This is a genomic window from Luteimonas mephitis DSM 12574 (assembly GCF_000422305.1).
Classification (GTDB): Bacteria; Pseudomonadota; Gammaproteobacteria; order Xanthomonadales; family Xanthomonadaceae; genus Luteimonas; species Luteimonas mephitis.
The window spans coordinates 49,655-68,301 of sequence record NZ_AULN01000013.1 but is presented as its reverse complement, the minus strand read 5'-3'; the positions used below and the strand labels follow the sequence as shown (position 1 = coordinate 68,301).

At 68.1% G+C, this 18,647-nt stretch carries 16 protein-coding genes; 8 read left to right on the top strand and 8 right to left on the bottom strand.

Translation table 11 applies throughout. The features are described from left to right. Positions 1 to 59: 59 nt before the first annotated feature. From H570_RS0102835 to H570_RS0102805, 5 genes are all read left to right on the top strand, one after another. Entirely contained in the window at positions 60 to 1,046 is a 987-nt protein-coding gene (locus H570_RS0102835; protein ID WP_027079425.1) for an AAA family ATPase, read from the top strand. 9 nt (positions 1,047 to 1,055) lie between these two features. After that, the gene (locus H570_RS18435) at positions 1,056 to 3,380 is read left to right on the top strand and encodes a S8 family peptidase (RefSeq protein ID WP_084499671.1); all 2,325 of its coding nucleotides are present in this window, start codon (positions 1,056 to 1,058) and stop codon (positions 3,378 to 3,380) included. Between the two features lie 224 nt (positions 3,381 to 3,604). After that, a complete protein-coding gene (locus tag H570_RS0102815; protein ID WP_156899810.1) occupies positions 3,605 to 4,396 on the top strand; it encodes a hypothetical protein in 792 nt (263 codons plus the stop codon). Between the two features lie 847 nt (positions 4,397 to 5,243). After that, complete coding sequence (locus H570_RS0102810) at positions 5,244 to 7,703, top strand: winged helix-turn-helix domain-containing protein (protein ID WP_027079421.1); 2,460 nt, start codon at positions 5,244 to 5,246, stop codon at positions 7,701 to 7,703. Between the two features lie 287 nt (positions 7,704 to 7,990). Beyond that, positions 7,991 to 10,246: a pre-peptidase C-terminal domain-containing protein gene (locus H570_RS0102805; RefSeq protein WP_027079420.1), complete on the top strand. Its 2,256-nt coding sequence runs from the start codon at positions 7,991 to 7,993 to the stop codon at positions 10,244 to 10,246. 208 nt (positions 10,247 to 10,454) lie between these two features. Here the strand turns inward: H570_RS0102805 and H570_RS0102800 are convergent, their stop codons facing one another. From H570_RS0102800 to H570_RS0102785, 4 genes are all read right to left on the bottom strand, one after another. Further along, the gene (locus H570_RS0102800; RefSeq protein WP_169447725.1) at positions 10,455 to 11,213 is read right to left on the bottom strand and encodes a DUF4019 domain-containing protein; all 759 of its coding nucleotides are present in this window, start codon (positions 11,211 to 11,213) and stop codon (positions 10,455 to 10,457) included. 201 nt (positions 11,214 to 11,414) lie between these two features. Continuing rightward, positions 11,415 to 11,774, bottom strand: coding sequence for a J domain-containing protein (locus H570_RS18015; RefSeq protein ID WP_051176037.1), 360 nt, complete (start codon positions 11,772 to 11,774; stop codon positions 11,415 to 11,417). Next, positions 11,771 to 12,415, bottom strand: coding sequence for a hypothetical protein (locus H570_RS0102790; protein ID WP_027079418.1), 645 nt, complete (start codon positions 12,413 to 12,415; stop codon positions 11,771 to 11,773). Before H570_RS0102790 ends, H570_RS18015 begins: the two co-directional genes overlap by 4 nt. Beyond that, positions 12,396 to 13,274 (bottom strand): DUF2167 domain-containing protein, encoded by an 879-nt coding sequence (locus tag H570_RS0102785; RefSeq protein WP_027079417.1) that lies wholly within the window; start codon positions 13,272 to 13,274, stop codon positions 12,396 to 12,398. Before H570_RS0102785 ends, H570_RS0102790 begins: the two co-directional genes overlap by 20 nt. Before the next feature lie 222 nt (positions 13,275 to 13,496). Between H570_RS0102785 and H570_RS0102780 the strand changes: the two genes are divergently transcribed. After that, on the top strand, positions 13,497 to 14,693 hold the full coding sequence (locus H570_RS0102780; protein WP_169447724.1) for a hypothetical protein: 1,197 nt from the start codon (positions 13,497 to 13,499) through the stop codon (positions 14,691 to 14,693). Positions 14,694 to 14,886: 193 nt separating this feature from the next. Here H570_RS0102780 and H570_RS0102775 read toward each other — a convergent pair whose 3' ends face one another. Beyond that, the gene (locus H570_RS0102775; protein WP_027079415.1) at positions 14,887 to 15,582 is read right to left on the bottom strand and encodes a class I SAM-dependent methyltransferase; all 696 of its coding nucleotides are present in this window, start codon (positions 15,580 to 15,582) and stop codon (positions 14,887 to 14,889) included. A gap of 134 nt (positions 15,583 to 15,716) precedes the next feature. Here H570_RS0102775 and H570_RS18010 point away from each other — a divergent pair, with 134 nt between their 5' ends. Further along, positions 15,717 to 16,145 carry a hypothetical protein gene (locus H570_RS18010; RefSeq protein WP_051176035.1) on the top strand — a complete coding sequence of 143 codons (429 nt, stop codon included), beginning with the start codon at positions 15,717 to 15,719 and terminating at the stop codon, positions 16,143 to 16,145. 508 nt (positions 16,146 to 16,653) lie between these two features. Here the strand turns inward: H570_RS18010 and H570_RS0102760 are convergent. Both H570_RS0102760 and H570_RS0102755 read right to left on the bottom strand, forming a co-directional pair. Then, positions 16,654 to 16,890, bottom strand: coding sequence for a DUF378 domain-containing protein (locus tag H570_RS0102760; RefSeq protein WP_027079414.1), 237 nt, complete (start codon positions 16,888 to 16,890; stop codon positions 16,654 to 16,656). A gap of 31 nt (positions 16,891 to 16,921) precedes the next feature. After that, positions 16,922 to 17,431, bottom strand: a complete 510-nt coding sequence (locus H570_RS0102755) for a fasciclin domain-containing protein (RefSeq protein WP_027079413.1) — start codon at positions 17,429 to 17,431, stop codon at positions 16,922 to 16,924. A 123-nt stretch (positions 17,432 to 17,554) separates the two neighbouring features. Between H570_RS0102755 and H570_RS0102750 the strand changes: the two genes are divergently transcribed. Then, complete coding sequence (locus H570_RS0102750; protein WP_027079412.1) at positions 17,555 to 18,460, top strand: MerR family transcriptional regulator; 906 nt, start codon at positions 17,555 to 17,557, stop codon at positions 18,458 to 18,460. Here H570_RS0102750 and H570_RS19485 read toward each other — a convergent pair. Next, positions 18,457 to 18,588, bottom strand: a complete 132-nt coding sequence (locus H570_RS19485) for a hypothetical protein (protein WP_281167551.1) — start codon at positions 18,586 to 18,588, stop codon at positions 18,457 to 18,459. The two genes, H570_RS0102750 and H570_RS19485, sit on opposite strands and share 4 nt — an antisense overlap. Between the last annotated feature and the right edge of the window lie 59 nt (positions 18,589 to 18,647).

Sequence of the window (18,647 nt, the reverse complement as noted above, 5' to 3'; positions counted from 1 at the left end):
TGAGGAACTGCGATAATTCAGTTGCTCGTGAACCGGAGCCCGAGTCAGGAGAACTAACGATGGCTAGTGGCAAGCTGCTACGACAACTGATCAAGTCGGGGACACTAGGAGACGTTGCCGGATTTCGTGTTGCGTCGGAAGCCGTTATTAAGGAAGAGCGGGAAAAGAATCATCACCTTCTCGCCAACGATCTCGAGCGTTTGCTTTATGGCAGCCACTCTCTACTGTCAGTGGGCAACCGCAGCCAGTACATGCTGGCCGATGCTCCGGTCAACAAAGACAACGGTCTCCCATTGCTGGAGGAGCGTCCAGTCGTCCGCGAAGAGAACGACATCATTCTGTCGGACATGGCGCAATCGGTGCTCGATGAAGTCCTGATGGAGCACAACCGAGAGGACATGCTGCGCTCGTACGGACTTCTGCCTGTCCAGAAGCTCCTGTTCTGCGGGCCGCCTGGTTGCGGCAAGACGTTGGCCGCCGAAGTTATCGCTAGTGCCCTGTCCCTGCCCTTGGTATTGATCCGGTTGGATTCGGTAATCTCATCACTGCTTGGTGAAACAGCGGCCAACCTGCGCAAGGTGTTTGACTACATTTCGGCGCAACCCGTCGTGGCTTTGTTCGACGAGTTCGATGCGTTGACCAAGGATCGTGGCGACAGCGCTGATCACGGCGAACTGAAGCGCTCCGTCAATGCCGTACTGCAGATGATGGACGGCTATCGGGGCGAGAGCATTCTGATTGCAACCACCAACTACGAATCACTATTGGATAGGGCCATATGGCGGCGTTTCGACGAAGTAGTTCGCTTTGAGCTGCCAAACAGCGAACAGATAAAGCGGCTTCTTAGCCTTAAGTTGTCTGGTATACGAAGGAACTTCGATATCGATGACCAACAGGTTGCCTCAATGTTTGAGGGAATGTCGCATGCTGATGTCGAGCGGATTCTCAGACGCGCCATAAAGGATATGATCCTTTCGGGGAAGGAGTTTCTAGAAACGAAGCACCTTAACGCGGCGCTAGCCCGCGAGTATCGCCACGGGAGCTAAGGGGGTGGCATGTCCTATGTACATCTGCGGTTGGGGCGGGAGACGCCCTCTACAGAGCGGCACCCTAAGAATTTTCCAGGCATAAGACCGCCTGCAGATCTGAAAGAACATGGCCGCAACCTAGGCACAAGCCTCAGACGATATCGTCAGCAACTCGCCGAACAGGATATTGGCGGGTTTGATGATCGCAAGCTGATCAAAATCCGTCTTCGGGACGGTGACAAGATGCTCCCGGAGCTCGAATTAATTGCCGGCGTAGAAATCGTCAGCCAAGAAGAGGACACCATTGTCCTGGCCTTTGCCTCCGAACAAGGCTTGGGCGAATTCGAGAGTCGGCTGAGCACGCTGGCGCGCGATGGATCTGTCACCAGAAAGGACCTGTTCTACGCCATCGCAGATTTTGAGCGTTGGGCGCCTGAGGACCGTATGGGCGCAGCTCTGCGTGAGCAGGGTTTCCCGGACACTGATACGTTCAAGTTGGATGTGGAACTCTGGCCTCAGGATCGGCAGGATCACCGTGAGGCCATGGTCGGGGCATTTGAGCAGCTCCTCGTCCAAAGTGGCATTGAAAAGCTGGACAAGCTGGTTCAGCAATCTCTAGTTATGGTTCGAGTGCGATGCACTCGTGCGCAAGCCGAACAGTTATTAAACTATCGGGACGTCCGAACGGTCGATCTTCCACCGCGTCTTGGCGTATCAATCCGATTGCTTCTGACTGACGTCAACCAGTTTCCTCAGGTTGTGCAACCAGCTGTGGATGCGCCGGCCGTCGCGGTACTGGATTCCGGTCTGACGAGTGGTCACTCTCTGCTTGGGGTTGCTGTAGGCGATGCCCAAGGCTATCTCGCACCGGATTACAGTCCAGATGATGCATCACCTTGGCATGGCACCTTCGTGAGCGGTGTCGCCCTCTATGGCGATGTGCAAGCAAGCATCCAGCGCGGGCAGTTTGTCCCACAAGTCCGATTGTTCTCCGGAAGGGTATTCGAGGACGACCAGCAGGATCAGACCGAATTTGTTGAGAAGGCCGTCGAGGCAGCGGTCCGGGAATTGCAGGACGAGTATGGCTGCCGGGTATTCAACCTCAGCTACGGCGACTTGAACAAAATTTATGATGGTCGGCACGTTCGTGGTTTGGCCTACACCCTGGATCGATTGACACGGGAGCTTGGCGTTCTCTTCGTCGTGCCGACCGGGAATCTGCGCGAGGACGATCTGCCGGACGATCCACGGAATGCCTACCCGACTTATTTGTCTGCGGACAACGCCCGATTGATTGACCCGGCTACCGCACTCAACGCTCTGACCGTAGGTGGATTGAGTCTCAACGAGGCCACGCGAAATGCGCAACGTCAACCGAACATGATTGAAGACCGTCTCTTGGCAAGGGCTGGGCAGCCGTTTCCGCTTACTCGTCGAGGTCCGTCCATTAATGGCGCGATCAAACCGGATGTTGTCGAGCATGCGGGGAACGTTGCATTGCGTCGCGTCGGGCAAGGCCTGGATCACCGTGGACTTGGCGTCGTTTCGCTCAATGGCGGATTCGCTGCTGGGCCGGCGTTCTCGGAAGATATTGGCACCAGTTATGCTGCGCCGAAAACTGCGCATAAAGCGGCTAGGCTGCTGCGTGAAATCCCGGGTGCGAGCCACAATCTTCTGCGCGCGCTGATCGGTGCGCACGCACGCTGGACAGAGGCTTGCCTAAATCTGTTCAACCCCCAGACCAATGCTCAAAGGCGAGACTCGCTGTTGCAACTGATCGGCTACGGACATCCAGATGAAAGTGCCTTGTTCCGGTCGCTCGACCATTCCGTGACGCTACTAGCTGAAGAACGCGTAGATAACGATCAGAACCACTTCTACGAGCTACCCGTCCCAGAAAGCTTTTGGAGCGGTGGTCGGCGAGTGCGCGAGATCACGGTGGCCTTGGCCTACAGTCCGGCTGTAAGAACCACGCGACTCGATTACCGAAGAACGAAACTTTGGTTCACGTTGGTTAACGCGTCAACCCTCGATGAAGTAACGAGGGCATTTCAGCGTAATCGTGAGGAGGGAATGGGCGAGCGGACCACCGGACGCTCGATTCCCAATGGGAAACGCAAAGCGGGAACACTGCAGGTTTCACGTTGGACATTTAGGGACAGGCTGGCATTAGGACAGAAAGTTTTCGTGGTCGTGACTCGGCAAGATGCGCAATGGTCCAACGAAAAGGAATCGGATGAACCCTATGCTCTGGTGAGTGTGCTGGCGGAACGAGGGGTTGTATCTTCTCAGCTGTACACGGACGTAAACATCACGCTTCAGGCGCGTGCTCGCGCTCGTGCTCGCGTTTAGTTGTCTGAAAAGGTGTCGGGAAAATCTCGCATGTGCAAAGAGCGGACACCGAAGAACGGGGTCACAGGAAGTGGGGGTCAGAGTCGACTTTTCAGTGCAGTGTCGCTCGTAGGGGGTGGTCTCAGGGACAATTTTCCGGCGGCACATAGATCGGGGGTGTGATAGGGGCGAAAGGTGTCGGGGATAAATTTTCCGAGCTATGGCTCGGCAGAGCGGAGAAGGGCGTGAGCGCCGAGGCGTCGCAGAAGAAGCTAAACACTACGGCCACGCTCGAGCGCTGGCTAGGCTCGATGCGGTCGCTCTTGGCGCTTCCTCCGGCGGAGAAAGCCTATGTCCTGGGAGGAACGCTGCTGCTGGTTGCCTTAGCGGGCGTCACGCTCCCCGGCGATGGTGCGCGATTCCTGAGCATCGGCTGGGTGGGGGGATTGGTCTTGACCCTCGCGTTGGCTTGCGAGGCCTATCTCCTAATTGCTCGCGTTGCGGATGCCACGTGGGCGAAGTGGCTGATGGTGCCCGTGCTGGTGATGGGCGGAGCACTAGCGTTTGGCGAGTCGGCGCGCTTGGTGAACCTAGCGACGGGTCAGGATCCGGAACTTTTCCCGAGAGCCACGACGTTTCTGGCGCCTATCGCGGCGCTACCGATTCTCGGGTTCGTAGCCATCGTGCTGCTTGCCATTTCAGTAATCGCATTCACGTTCACCTGGGGTGCCCAGCTTGGCTCCAAGGACCGCGTCCGGGAGCGCAGAGCTTGGTTTTGGTTTGCGCGGTTAATCGCGGCCTTGGCTGCGATCGCTTTTGTGTCGCCAGCAGTAGAAACCAAGTCCGGGTTCCACACCGGAGTCCGCGAATGGGCGCCGCGACTAGCTGCTGGGCTCGATATGTACGTCGACCCGCAATGCGGGCCCGCGCCGTCTGATCGAGTGAAGCGGCTGAATGACGACTTGGTGGTGCTTGCACAGAAGACGCCTGCGGAGCTCGTGTTCCGTCGGGTGGAATGTCCGCTCGCTCCGCAATAGTTGGCGGACAAGCGGGTCAGGTTCACTTGCCCCGAGGGAAGGTGTGTCAGGAACCAAACACGGGTCGGGTTCACTTGCCAGCGCCAGACCTTCCGATGGGAGCAGTCTTGCTTTGAAGGCGCTCGCTAGAAATCCTCAGGCCCGCGGCGTGAAAGGTGTCACGGCGCGAAAGGTGCCAGGGACAATCTCCAGAACGATGTGCGAGGTTGAGAAGCTTGCGCGCAAAGCTCCCGGGCTTGCGCGCAAGGGTCCAGGCCTTGCGCGCAAGCCGGAAAGTGCGGGGCTTCGACCGTGGAGGTCGGAACGCCGACCGGATTGGTTGGACGTCCGACCGTTTTGGACGGACCGCGGACCAAAAACCCTTGCGCGCAAGGGTTCCCGGCTTGCGATTGGAGTCGCGAGGGCCGCGTTTCGGGGTCCGGCGGACTTGCCCGCGGGCTTTTCGGTCGGAATGCGGGCCAATCCGGTTGGAAGGCCGGCCCTGCAGCCTTGCGCGCAAAGGTTTTTCGTTGGCAGTCGGCGCTTTTTCGTTCGCGCGCAAGCCCCGGACCCTTGCGCGCAAGGCTCCGGGCTTGCGATCGGCGCGGCTGCGGGCGCCTGCGGCGTCGCGCAACGCGGGTTCGCTTCAGCGTGGAGGGAGCGAGGACGGCGGGGCGGCTGCGTTGCCCGCGCCTTCGTTGCGCGCCGCGTCCCGGCACTGCAGCCGGGCCCGTGAGCCGGCGGGCGAACGCGGCAGGTAGTCCGGCCTGCCGGTGATCCGGCGCGGCGCCGGCCACGATACGGGCGCGTACTTCGTGCCCGCGGGCGGGATACGCGATCATGGCGCCATCCCCCGTTTCCGATGTCCATGACGATCGCACGCTATCGCTTCGGCGCATACGTCCTCGACCTGCCCAAGCACGAGCTGCGCCACCAGGGCGTTGCCACGGCCCTGCCTGCGCGCGTGTTCGAGTGCCTGTGCTGCCTGATCGAGCACCGCGACCGCGCCGTCAGCCGCGACGAACTGGTGCACGCGGTGTTCGGCCGGCCCAACGTGTCCGACGCGCAGCTGGCACAGGTGGTGCTGCGCAGCCGGCGCGCGATCGGCGACGACGGCCAGGAGCAGAAGTCGATCCGGACGGTGCCGCGCTTCGGCTTCCGCTGGCTGCCGCCGGTGACGGTCGAAACCGACGAAGCGGCGGTTGCCGAACCGCGCTCCGATGAACCCCATTCCGGTGAACCGCGCCCTGACGCGCAGCCGGCGCCGGCCGGATCGCCCGCCGCGCACCCAGGCGCCACCGCGCAAGCAATGCAGCCGGCGCCGCCGGCGGCCATCGACGCCGCCGCGCCGGCACGGCCGCCCCCCGCATCGCCCGCGGCGCGGGCCACCGCAGCCGTCCCGCGTCGCTGGCGCCTGTCGAGGCGTTCGTCGTGGATCGCCGCGGCCTGCGCGTGCCTCGCGCTCGCGGCGGCGTGGTGGCTGCAGCGCGGCGCGGACGAAGCGCAGGCACCCGCAGCCGCGGCCGACGCCGTTGCGCCGCGCGCGATCATGGTGTTGCCGGCCGAGCTGCGCGATCCCGGCGACGCGAGCTGGGCGCGCCTGGGCCTGATGGATTTCATCGGCGACCGCCTGCAGCGCAGCGGCCTGCCGGTGCTGCCCAGCGAGACCACGCTCGGCGTGCTGCACCAGCAGCCCGATGCCGATCCGCGGCAGCTGCGCCGGTCGATGCGCGCGAACTGGATCGTCAGCAGCCATGCCGTCCGCGTCGGCGACGACTGGGAGGTGCGGCTGCAGGCCAGCGACGCGAGCGGCGCCGGGCACAAGGCACAGGCGCGCGACGCCGACCTGCTGCAGGCCGCGCGCCTGGCGTCGGGGCGGCTGGCCGCGACCCTGGGCGGCCACGCGGTCGCCGGCGACGACGATCCCCCGGCCCTGGCCGAACGCCTGCAGCGCGCGCGCGCGGCGATGCTGGCCAACCAGATCGAGTCCGCGCGCGCGATCCTGCTCGCGGCGCCGGAGCTGCAGCGCGCGCAGCCGCGCCTGCGCTACCAGCTGGCGCGCGTGGACTTCCGCGCCGGGCAGTACCAGCGCGGGCTGGCCACGCTCGACGCGCTGCTGGCGGGCGACGACGCGCGCGACGATCCACGCTTCCGCGTGCAGCTGCTCAACGCCCGCGGCGCGATGCTGATCCGGCTCGACCGCGCGGACGAGGCGCGGCGCAGCTACGACGAGGCCATCGCCGTGGTCGGCAAGACCGCCCAGCCGGCCGAGCTGGGCATCGCCCTGAGCGGGCGCGCGGTGGCCAACGCGCTGCAGCAGCGGTTCGAGCGCGCGCTGGCGGACTTCGGCCAGGCGCGCATGCAGCTGGCCAGCGCCGGCGACACCCTGGCCGTGGCCCGGGTGGACGCCAACCTCGGCGTGCTCGAGGTCGACCGCGGGCATCCGGCGCAGGCGCTGCCGTACCTGGACCGCGCCGCGCGCGACTTCGAGGCGATGGGCGCGATCAACGAGCTGTCCACCTTCCGCAACATGCGCGTGGTCGCGCTGCTGCAGCTGCTGCGGCACGACGAGGCGATGGCCGAGAGCGAGCGGGCCTGGGCCCTGCTGCCGAAGCTGCGCGCGTCCTCGCAGCGCGCGGACGTGGTGCTCACCCGCGCGCACGCGCTGATCGAAGCCGGGCGCCTGGGCGAGGCCGGCCGCCTGCTGGCGATGCCCGAAGCCGGTCAGTCCCAGCCCGGCGAACACGGCCGCCGCGAACTGCTGCAGGTCGAGCTGGCGCTGGGCGGCGGCGCCCCGGCGCGGGCGGTGGCGCTGGCCGACGCGGCCCTGCGCGCGTGGCCGGCGCTGGGCGATCCGCGCAGGCGTGCCTGGCTGCGGCTGCGCCGCGAGCAGGCCGCGCTGGCAGCGGACCTGCCGGTGTCGGCGGCCGCCGATGCCGCGCTCGGCGAAACCCTGCCGGACCTGCTGGTCCACGCCGTTGCCCGCCGCGCCCGCGGCGACGTGGCGGCGGCCGACGCCGGCTACCGGGCGGCGCTGGCGCTGGCCGAACAGCGCGGGATTCCGGCCGAGGTCGCCACGGTGGTGGTCGCCCATGCCGGCTGGCTGCTCGAACGCGGCCGCAGCGACGAAGCCAGCGCGCTGGTCGGCCGCGCGGCCCCGTGGGCGGGGGAGGATTTCGACCTCGCCGCGCTGCAGGCGCGCCTGCTGCGCAGGCTGGGCCAGGGCCCGCAGGCGCAGGCCGCGCAGGCGCGCGCGGCGGCGCTGGCCGGCGAGCGTGCCGCGCCCGCCGCGGCGGAAACCGCGACGCAGTCCGCACTCGCGCCGTAGCCGTCGCGCCGAACCTTGCCCCGCCGGCACGCCGTCGGCACGCCGCCACGACGGGCGCCGTGGCGGCGGTCATGCGTTCGTCAAGCGATCGTCACCGCATTGGAATGACCGCCGGCGCGGCCCCGCCCAAGTTCCGGGGGCTGCGTGACCGCCTGCCCGGGGCCGCGCCGCCGGGAGCCCGCTCCCGAACCCGCGCCGCCCGGCCCCCGCATGGCGGCGCGCCGTCCCTTCCACACCCGCGACGCCCGCCGTCCCGGCATGACCCCTGCTTCCAAGGAGCACGCACCATGGCCATCAAGCTGCTCGCCAGCGCCCTCGCCGCCGCCCTCGTCCTGACCGCCACCCCGCAGGCGCAGGCCGCCGACTCGCCGCTGTCGCTGTCGCTGCTGCGCGGCGGCGCCGTGGCCGCCGATCCGGTCGTCGCCGGCGACCGCGTCTACATTCCCACCGGGCGCGTGATCGCGACCTGGGACTACAGCGACCCCTCCGCGCCCCTGCGCGTGGCCACCAGCGGTCCGGCCGACGCCGCGATCAACGGCCTGGCCCGCCACGGCAACCACCTCTACGCCAGCTGGCGCGGCTACGACGGCAGCAGCGGCGTGGCGGTCTATTCGCTGGCCGACCCGGCCCGGCCGGCGCTGGTGGGGCAGACCGAGGACTACGTCGCCGCCGACGACAAGTTCCTGCTCGGCCTGGTCGTCGCCAACGACCACCTGTACCTGTTCGACAACAACCACGGCGTGTTCGTGTCCGACCTGGCCGACCCGGCCGCGCCGCAGTTCGCCGCCACCGGCATCGAAAGCGTGCCCACGCAGTACTCGCGCATCAGCGCCAGCGGCCACACCATCTACGGCACCGGCCGCAACTGGCTCGGCGGCACGGTGCTCGACGTCTACGACGCCAGCAACCCGGAGCTGCCCGTCCAGGTCGCCGACAACGGCGTCGACGGCCTCGACAACTTCAGCCTCGCGCCGGAGCCGGGCTTCGTGCTGGGCACCGGCAACCAGCTCACCGTGTACGACCTCAATGCCAGCGGCCAGATGGGCAAGCGCGGCTGGCTCGACATCCCGCCGGCGATCACCGGCGTGCACGTCGGTGATCACGCCTACACGTTCGGCTGGGGCCCGGGCCTGGACGCCTGGAACATCGCCGACATCGATGCGCCCGTTGCAGCCGGGCACTTCGACATCGACGCATTCGCCGGGCGCCGTGCGGTGCGCGCCGGCAACCTGCTGCTGATCCCGACCGATACCGACCTGCTGCAGGCGATCGACGTGTCGTCGCCACAGGCGCCCACGCGCGTCTCCACCTCGTGGCTGCCGGCCGGCATCGGCGCGCGCGACGTCGCGGTGCACGCCGGCCGCCTGGTGCTGCTGCAGCCCAACTACGGCCTGACGGTGAACGACGCGCAGACGCTCGCGCCCACGGCGCGCCTGGAGGTCGACCTGCCCAAGAGCTTCGAGAAGCGCAGCTTCGAGCAGCTGGCGATGGCCGGCGACACCGCCTGGCTGGCCGCATGGGGCTACGGGCTGGTGGGCGTGGACCTGTCCAACCCGGCCGCACCGGTGGAAACCGGGCGGATGGAGTTCCCGTTCGCCGCCGTGCTCGACGTCGAGGGCCAGTACGCCTACCTCGCCAGGTGGACCAACGAAGGCGTGTTCGGCGTCGCCGACATCTCCAACCCCGCGGCGCCGACCCTGGTGTGGCAGGGCGCGCTGACCAGCCAGCCGTACCAGCTGAAGGTCGACGGCAGCCACGTCTACATCGCCGAGGGCAAGGAAGTCGGCAGCGCCGGCGGATTGAGCGTCTACGACATCGCCGACCCCGCCGCGCCGGTGCGGGTCGCCCATCTGGACGACGGCTGCGGCGCGGGCTTCGACCTGGCGATCGACAGCGGCGTCTCGCTGCTCTACCTGGCCTGCGAGGGCGGCATGCAGGTGGTCGACATCGCCGATCCCGCGGCGCCGACGGTGGTCGGGCGCTTCGCCACCGGCGCCAGCGGCGCGGGCGCGTACTCGCACGTCGCGCAGCGCGGCGACCGCGCCTGGTACGCCAACAACGACGGCGTGCACGAGCTCGACGTCTCCGACCCGACCCAGCCCGTCGAGGTCGGCCTCACGCCGACCGGCCATCAGGGCGTGCAGCGCCTGGCCGCGCTCGACGACGGCCGGCTGCTCGCGCTCGGCGGCAACACCGGCGTGCACGTGTTCGCCGCCGACGATTCGGCGCCCGACGCGACGCCGCTGGAGAACAAGGTGCCGGTGAACGGGTTGTCCGGCGCGGCGGGCGAGGACCTGCTGTTCGCGATCGAGGTGCCGGCCGGCGCGCGGATGCTCAACATCCTGTCCTACGGCGGCAGCGGCGACGTCAGCCTGCTGGCAAAGCGCGGCGGCGTGCCGACCGCGGGCGATGCCGACGGCCGCTCCAGCCGTCCCGGCAACAGCGAGACCATCCGCATCGCCAACCCGGCGGCGGGCACGTACTACATCAAGGTCACCGGGGTGAAGGCGTTCAGCCGGCTGACGCTGCAGGCGCGGTACTGAGCTGACGATGCCGGACGGATCCAGCGCATCCGTCCGGCATCGCCGCCGCCGCGGTCATCGGCGCCCGCCCGTCGAACGGGCGCTCTCCGCGCGTACGCCGTGGCGCGGTTTGCAGGGAAACGATGGGGCCCGCGGGCGGAAGCAACGTGCCGGGGCCGACTTGCGAAGCAGGGGCGGCGAGCGCGCCTGCCTCCCGGTCGCGGGCACGCTAATCCCTGCACTGCAGCTGCGCCCGCAGTGCGAGCCGCTGCTCGGGCGACAACCCGGCAATGACGTCCGGCGTGGCCTGGCCTTCCTCGTCGCGCACGACCAGGTAGCCGCCGTCCGACTGGCGCAGCCAGACGACGTAGCCGCAGGTAAAGGCTTCGCTTGGGTAGTCCACGCGATAGTCGGCGGCGGCGAAGCGGCCGTGAGTCGGCGCGTTCTGCGGGTCGTCGTACCAGGTGATGCGGACGATGGCCGCTTTGCCGCCCGGGCCGAGCCTGGCATTCAACGCGCTTCGCGTTTCCTTCCATGCTTCGGCGCTTGCGTAGCTCGCCATTTCCCGGGACAGCATCGCGTACACGGTGCCGGCGTCGGCCGCGTCCTTGGCCCGCAGGTAGGCGAGCGTCCGCTCGCCGATCAGCGTCGCGTCCTCGTCGGTGGGCGGCGTGGACGGCGCGGGTGGAACGGCCGCCGAAGCGGTTTCCACTGCTTGCTGCGGCTGGTCGCGGCACGCGATGTCCTGCTCGTAGTCGAGCGAAACCGGTCCGGTTGCCCCGGTCGCCGTCGATGGAGCGCTCGACTCGAACCGGTAATGCCCGTAATGCGGATGCAGTTCGCCGCACAGCGCCTCGGCCGTCGGCACGATCGCGAGCTGGCCGTGCGCAGGGTCGGTGGTGCCGCTCAAAGTCGTCGTCAAGGTGTAGCGCCCGCCACCATGATCATCCACGTGCACGGCATCGGCGGCACAGGCCGCGCCCTGCAAGATGAGGGACGCAAGCAACAGCGCAACGCGCGCTCGTGGCGTGCGTGCGCGGGCTGCGGCCCCGGCGCCAGGTGCGATACGGGCCCTGGATGGTTTTGTTCCAGTCATCACGACGTTCCCTGGGACGCGGACGGACGTCGAGCCATTCCCCCGACCGCCCGGGTTGTCCGGAAAGATTGCGCCATCCGGCAGGCCGCACACTCAGGCGCGCAGGGTGCGCATGGCTTCGTCGTAGGCCGCGTTGATCGCGGCCGAGCGCTTCTCGGCGAGCTCGCGGAACTCCGGTGCCATGGTCGCGACCTTGTCCGGGTGGTACTGGACGATCATGCGTCGATACGCGGCGACGATCTCTTCCTGGCTGGCATCGCGGTCGACGCCGAGGGTTTCGTGCCAGGCAGCCGGCCGCTCCCGGGGCTGCCCCCGGCCCGGCCCGTCGTCGCGCTCGGCGGCGGCTTCGGCGTCCTCGTCGCGCGACGAACGCGCGTTGGGAATGAACACCGCGACCAGCCAGTAGCCGATGGCCAGTCCGGAAACGATCACGAGGAACTCGGTGAAGGTCATGGTGCCAATGCCTGCGTGCGTTCGCTCATGGTTACCTTCAGGCGATCCAGTGCCGGCGCGTCGAGCGCGGCGGTCGCCATCGACATCGCATCGCCCGGAAGCCGCTGGCGCAGGCCGAGCTTGCGCACCAAGTTGATCGCGTGCGGCGGGCAGGCGATGGATTCGAACGCCAGCCAGGCCGTCGTGCGTCGACCGATGCCGAAGGCGTTGCGGCTGCGCCACAGCGAAACGGCCAGCAGCAGCGCAACCAGGTAGATCGCCGCGGCCAGCGCCAGCAATGCAAGCGGATGCGGGAAACGCCACAACAGCATCGGCACGCCAACGAGCAGCAGCGCGGCGAGCAGGGTCACGCCGACCCGTAGCGGACGCAAGGCCTTCAGCACGGGGTCGAGCGACGGTGCATCCGTGGTCACCGGTGGTGCGTCCGAGCAGGCTCCGCGCAACAGCGGGCGCCATGGCGCAAGCAGGTTCGGAACGAACAGGAAACGCCCCTTCCACTGCAGGCCACCGGGGGATGGACGCCAGCGCCCGGCGACCCGCTCGAACACAAGCTCGTCGTGGTACAGCAGTAGCATGGCGTCCTGCGCGTAGAACCCGATGATGCCGATGACGAGCAGGGCCTCAAGGCTTGGGGTTGCCATCGCGGTCACGCTTGAAGACCTTGCGGAACGAGGCGCCCACGGCGACCAGGCCGATCAGCAGCAGCTTCCACATCTTCACCAGGAAGACGCCGATGGCGGCCAGCCAGCCCTTCTTGGCCGCCACTGCAGCCGCGCCGCCGGTGATCAGCGCCGCGAGGCCGTACTCGGCGACGCGGTCGCCTTCCTTGAACTCGGCGTACTTCTCGCCGGCGCTGAACTTGTAGCCGGGCACCAGCTCCTTGAAGCTGGCGATGGAGGCGTCGAGCGCCTGCGGATCGGTCACGAGCACGACTTCCATCACCCCGCGCCGGCCAAGCAGTCGCGTGTTGTAGTTGATCAACTTGCCGCCGCTCTGGCTCATCTGCGCCAGGATCGCCCACTCCAGCGCGTTGATCTGCTTGTCGTACTGCGGCTTGAAGCTCCAGCCCAGGACCTCCATCGTGTCCCAGCCGCGCTTCTTCCGCTCGACGTTGGAGGCTTCGGTACCTTTACGGATCGACGACAGGATGTCGTCCGGGTCGAGCTTCTCGTCGTCCTTGACGTAGCCGACTTCATTGAAGCTGAAGAACGCAACCCAGCCAAGGTCGGTCGGCGCGATGATGTATTCGTCCACGCCGTTGGGCGGGTTCTCCGCGATTTCGTTGAAGCGTTCGGCACCCTGCGTACCCAGGAATGCGTAGCCTTCCGGGACATTGATGGCCGCGCGCGCGCCGAGCTTGCCGGTGGTGGGCCCGAACTCCCAAGGCAGCTCCGCGAACGGGCTTTGTTCCTCGGCCCCGGCCGCGTCGGTTTGTGCGAATGCCGAGCCGGCAATGAACAGCAGAAAGATGCCCGCAAGCAGGCCTGTGCAACGGCGCATATGGTGTCCCCCTGTTTCCCCGCGGCGAGCATAACGCCGCCACGCCATCGCGTGGAACCTCGAACCGGGATGCCGGCGAACATGCCCGTTCCACCAAGGAGTCGGGGGCAGGCTCGCTTCACGGGACTGGTCCGCAGGAGGGAAGCCCAAGGAGGATCTCCAGGCGCCCGATCCTTGCCGACGCCACTTGATAAGCTCCTCCTGGACGAACGGGGGGCGGAGATGAAGAGATCCGGCTTGGGCATTGGCGTGTTGCTTTGGGTTCTGCTCGCCACGCCCGCGCTGGCGGACTCGTGGCTTCCTCCCGAGGTCCGCGCCTACGCGTCCGCGGATGGCGCCTGGAAGCTGACGATCTATCCTCGCGAACTGACGAACCAGCTCGACTACTTCCGCGACAAGGTGGACGGCAAGCCGAATGCGGGCGGCGTCCCCGGCGATTCGCGGAAAAGCCCGATCGGGCACATGCAGCGCAAGCAGGACGGGCAGTGGCGGACCGTCTGGAAGGCGCCGCTGGTGAACGACGTGGCGCCCGTGGACGCAGTGGTGTCGAACCTTGGCACGTCGGTCACGTTCGATAACTGGCACAGCGTTGGTTGGGGCGACGACGCTGTGGTGTTCTATGCCGCCGATGGCAGCCGGCTGCGCGAGTTCGGGCTGACGGCGTTCCTTCCCGGGTTCTATGTCAACGCGCTTCCTCGCAGCGTCAGTTCGATCCACTGGCGCGGAGAGCCGCGCATCGATGAAGGCAAAGGGCAACTTGTGCTTCCCGTGGTCGTGCCCGTGGCCACCCGGCAGGACGCCGACGAACCGGATGAGCGCCACGTCGACCTCCGCTTCCGGCTTTCGGACGGTTCGCTCGTACCGGTGACAGGCAATGCATGGACCGATGCGCTCGACTCGGCGAAGGCCGCGGATGCCGAGCGCAGGCAGCGGAAGGCGGAGGCGAGGCGGCGGTTCATCTCGCCGCTCGTGGCCCCCGGGGATGGCGACATCCGGGCTTGGCACGATTATCTGGTCGACGCGTTCTTCCGCATCGACCCTGACTCGGAAGACGAGTACCCGGCCACCAAGGTGGTTCCCCTGCCGGATGACCCGAAGTTCGACATGCTGGCCAGCTATCTCGGCGATGCGTTGTCTGACGACATGAATGCCGACGGGGTGATCATGGTGGCGTCACCATCGCAGGATGTCCTGGCGAGTGCGCTGGTGGAGCAGGCGAAACGCGTGGAACCGGGATTCCTCGCCAATGCGCGCGTTTACGTTGCGGCGGACAATCTCCATATGCCTTCCATCCGCGTGGCGCTGGCGCGTTCCGCCGCCGAGGTGATCCAGCTCGACATTGACGCCGGGATTCCCCAGCGCAAGGACAGGCTCGAGCGCTATCTGCAGCGCGATGAGGATGAGGGCGCCGGGCAGTAGCTGCAGATCACACAGCGGCCGAGAACGGCGCCAGGTTCGATTCGAAGACGCCGGAACCGAACGCCGTCGCTTCCCTTGCAGGCATCCCGACGCGGCCGCGCGCTCCACGACTCTTTGCCAGGCGGATTGTTGTTGCGATCGAAGTTCGGGGCGCCCGCCGGCGCACGGACAAGTTCCCGGCGCGGGCCGGGCATCAGCGCCGCCGCGCGCACCAGCCGTGGATCATGCCCGCCTGGTGGAACCGCAGGGGTGCGTCGAAGCCGGCGCTGGCGACCAGTGCGGCGACGTCGTCGAGCGGCAGGATCGCGACGTCCCGCGCGTAGTTGCCGCGAATGCGCGCAAGCGCGTCGTCGTCGAGCCCGGCGCCGGACATGGCCTGCATCCACAGCCGCAGCATCGCGGGGTAGTCGCCGGCCGTGGTGTCCCACGCCAGGTCCGCCCAGGCGAGCATCCCGCCCGGGCGCAGGCGGCGGGCGATGGCGGCGAACAACGCGGTGCGTTCGGCCGGATCGAGCAGGAACTGCGACACCAGGAAGCAGGTGGCGCCGTCGAAGGCTTCGGCGTGCGGCAGCGTGTCGAGCAGGCCGGCATGGAACTCGCAGCGGTCGGCGAACCCGTCGCGCGCGGCGCGGGCGCGACATTGTTCGATCATCGCGGGCGCGGGATCGAGGGCGAGGAAGCGCCAGCGCGGGAAGCGCCTGGCGAGGTGCGCGATCTCGGCGCCGGTGCCGGCGCCGACGCACAGCAGGCGCGCGTCCGCGGGCAGGTCGGCGAACACGGTTTCGAGCAGGAAGTGCAGGCTCTCGCGGATCGGCGCCATGCGCGCCCACTGCGCGTCGTAGCCGGGGGCGTGCTGGTCGAACAGGGCGTCGAGTTCGTGCTGCTGCATGGCGTGCTTCCGGCGCGATGGATGGTTTCCACGATACCGAAGGCGCCAGGGCATCCCGTGGAATTCCCGAACGCGGTCTTTGTGCCGAGCCGGGGATGGCAACATCCGCTGTCCGCCCTGCCGCAGGAGGCCACATGACCCAAGCCGCACTGCCGACGCTGCGCTTCCGCCCCAGGCTCTGGGCGGCGCTGCTGCACGTGCTGCTGCTGGGCGGCGCGTTCGTGCTGTTCATGGGCCGCAAGCCGGGCCTGTTCCGCGCGCAGGCGATCGTCGACCGGGTGCCGGACTTCTACACCCACGTCCTCAACTTCTCGCTGTCGTACCTGCTGCTGGCCGGCGCCGGCTACCTGTGGGTGCTGCTGGGCGTGCGCCTGCGCGTGGTGGCGTGGGCGGCCCTGGCGCTGGCGGTTGCCAACGTGGCGTATGAAGGCTGGCTGCCGCTGCTGAACACGCGCGACCCGGTCGACGCCATGTACGGCGTCGCCGGCACGGCGCTCGCGTTCGCGTGGCTGTGGCTCGTCACGCGCTTCGGGCTGTGGAGGGATCCGCCGGCCAGGGCATGACCGCGCGGCCGCGTTGCCGGCAGCGCCTGGCATCGCGGGTTGCAGGCACCCCGGACGCGGCTTTCGGCGTCGTCCGGGGGACCCGCTTTCCGGTCAGCCCGCCAGCAGCCGGTTCATCCGCTGCACGAACGCCGCCGGGTCCGGCAGCGGCGCGCCGGCGGACAGCTGCGCCTGTACCTGACGCACCTCGATGCCACGCGGGGCGCTGGCTAGCTGGCGAGAACACGGGCCGCGACTTGCTCCGCGGCAGTCGCACGGACATTCGGCATGCGCCGATCCCGCTTAGGGCGCCGGCACTGGGACGCACCGCAGGCAGCCGCATGCGCGGCAGACATGCAGGTGTCGGTTGCCCGCACGCGACGGAGCAGCGTGGCGACCAAGTCAGCGTGGGCGCGATGGCCCAGCGCAGGTGGTGGCGACGCAAAAAGAAGGACCGCCCGGCGGGACAACGCCGGGCGGTCGGGGAAGGCGCGGGAGTCGCCCCGCGCCGGGAACGCGATGATCGGACTCAGCGGTGGGCGTGGCGCGCCTCCGCCTGGACCTGGCCGGTGCTGGCGGCGCGCATCAGCGGCACGATCTGCCACAGGGCGGACAGGCCGACCAGGGTGTAGACCACCCGGGCCAGGGCGGCGTCCTGGCCGCCGAAGATCGCGGCGACCAGGTCGAACTGGGCGAGGCCGACCAGGCCCCAGTTGATGCCGCCCACGATGACCAGGGCGAGGGTGGTGAGGTTGATCGCTTTCATGTCTCGGTGACTCCAGGTGGGATGGGAGGGCTCAGTTCTTGGGCATGAGAACCTTGTCGATGACGTGGATGACGCCGTTGCTGGCCTCCACGTCGGTCTTGGTGACGCGCGCGCCGTCCACGGTCACGCCGTCGGCGGAGGACTGGATATCCAGGCTTCCGCCCTGCACGGTGGTGGCCGAATCCATCCCGGCCACGCGCGCCGCCGGCACGCGGCCCGGCACGACGTGGTAGCTGAGGATCGCGATCAGCTTCTGCTTGCTTTCCGGCTTCAGCAGGGTTTCGACGGTGCCGGCGGGCAGCGCGGCGAACGCCGCGTCGGTCGGTGCGAACACCGTGAACGGCCCCGGGCCCTTGAGGGTGTCGACCAGGCCGGCGGCCTTCAGCGCGGCGGCGAGGGTCTTGAACTGGCCGGCGGCTATCGCGGTGTCGACGATATCGGCCTTGGCCCGGCTGGCGGGTGCGGCAGTGCCGGCGGGCTGGCCGGCGACGGCCAGCGGAGCAGCCAGCCCGAGGGCAAGGGCGGCGGTGAGGAGGGACATCAGGCGGGGACGGGCGGTGCGGTTCATGGCGGGGCTCGAGTGAGGGAACGGCGCCAGTGTCGGTCCCCGCCCGTTAGCTGCGTGTACAACTTCCAGTTGTACAGATGTTGTACATTGCACAGCATGTACCCCGTCAAGGCCGCCGCAGAACTGACCGGGCTCACGCCCGAAACCCTGCGTGCGTGGGAGCGCAGGCACGCCGCGGTGGCACCGGGCCGCGCCGCCAATGGGCGTCGCCTGTACGACGCGGCCACGATTGACCGGCTGACCCGGCTGCACCGGCTCACCGCCCGCGGACATCCCATCCGGGACCTCGCCGCGCTCGACGACGCGGCGCTGGACGCCCTGCTGGAGAGCAGCCGGCAGACCGGCTTCGGCGGCCTGGACGCCCTGCCGGCCCGGATGCTCGACGCCGTCGCCGATTACCAGGTGGACGAATTCGACCGCGAGCTGTCGGTGGCCATCGCCACCCTGCCGGTGGCGGTGCTGGTGTCGCGCGTGGTGATGCCGCTGCTGCGCGAAGTCGGCCTGCGCTGGGCCGACGGACGCCTGGCAATCGCGCAGGAACGGCTGGTGAGCAGCCTGCTGCGCGCGCGCCTGCTGTCGGTGATCAACCAGCATCCGCGCGAACGGCGGCCGCGGGTGCTGTTCGCCACGCTGCCCGGCGAGCCGCACGAGCTGGGCCTGCTGGGCGCGGCGCTGTACGCACACGATGCCGGGGCACCGGTGCTTTACCTGGGCACCGAACTGCCCGCGGAGGAACTGGTGCGCGTCACCACGCGCCTCGGGGCGGGCGCGGTGGCGCTGAGCTCGATCGACCCGGGTAGCGCACCACATGCACTGGCGCAGCTGCGCGTGCTGGACGCGGACCTGCCGCCGGGCGTCCCGGTGTGGGTGGGTGGCGTCAATGCGCGCTATCTGGCCGAAGCGCTGGGCAGCGCGCGCGTGCAGGCGGTGACCGATCCCGACGCGCTGTCGCGGCGGCTGAAGCGGATGGAAGCGGTGGCCGCGCGCCGCGGTGCCGGTTAGCGCAACGCGCACATTCCCTGCGGAACCAGCAGGCCGACAGTCGGTTGATTTGCTGCGCTAGCGCCGCGATCGTCGCGCGCGATCACGATCACGATCACGGTCACGGTCACGGTCACGGTCACGGTCACGGCAGGCGCCGCTGCATCTCGGCGCAGCCCAGGCAGCGTCGCCGGTTACGCACCGGCTG

Excerpts from the sequence above, each read along its gene's own strand:
- H570_RS0102750 (WP_027079412.1), top strand. The coding sequence starts at position 17,555 with ATGTACCCCGTCAAGGCCGCCGCAGAACTGACCGGGCTCACGCCCGAA.
- H570_RS0102790 (WP_027079418.1), bottom strand. The coding sequence starts at position 12,415 with ATGGCAACCCCAAGCCTTGAGGCCCTGCTCGTCATCGGCATCATCGGG.
- H570_RS18015 (WP_051176037.1), bottom strand. The coding sequence starts at position 11,774 with ATGACCTTCACCGAGTTCCTCGTGATCGTTTCCGGACTGGCCATCGGC.
- H570_RS18435 (WP_084499671.1), top strand. The coding sequence starts at position 1,056 with ATGTCCTATGTACATCTGCGGTTGGGGCGGGAGACGCCCTCTACAGAG.
- H570_RS0102835 (WP_027079425.1), top strand. The coding sequence starts at position 60 with ATGGCTAGTGGCAAGCTGCTACGACAACTGATCAAGTCGGGGACACTA.
- H570_RS0102780 (WP_169447724.1), top strand. The coding sequence starts at position 13,497 with ATGAAGAGATCCGGCTTGGGCATTGGCGTGTTGCTTTGGGTTCTGCTC.
- H570_RS0102775 (WP_027079415.1), bottom strand. The coding sequence starts at position 15,582 with ATGCAGCAGCACGAACTCGACGCCCTGTTCGACCAGCACGCCCCCGGC.
- H570_RS0102760 (WP_027079414.1), bottom strand. The coding sequence starts at position 16,890 with ATGAAAGCGATCAACCTCACCACCCTCGCCCTGGTCATCGTGGGCGGC.
- H570_RS18010 (WP_051176035.1), top strand. The coding sequence starts at position 15,717 with ATGACCCAAGCCGCACTGCCGACGCTGCGCTTCCGCCCCAGGCTCTGG.
- H570_RS0102805 (WP_027079420.1), top strand. The coding sequence starts at position 7,991 with ATGGCCATCAAGCTGCTCGCCAGCGCCCTCGCCGCCGCCCTCGTCCTG.
- H570_RS0102755 (WP_027079413.1), bottom strand. The coding sequence starts at position 17,431 with ATGTCCCTCCTCACCGCCGCCCTTGCCCTCGGGCTGGCTGCTCCGCTG.
- H570_RS0102785 (WP_027079417.1), bottom strand. The coding sequence starts at position 13,274 with ATGCGCCGTTGCACAGGCCTGCTTGCGGGCATCTTTCTGCTGTTCATT.
- H570_RS0102810 (WP_027079421.1), top strand. The coding sequence starts at position 5,244 with ATGACGATCGCACGCTATCGCTTCGGCGCATACGTCCTCGACCTGCCC.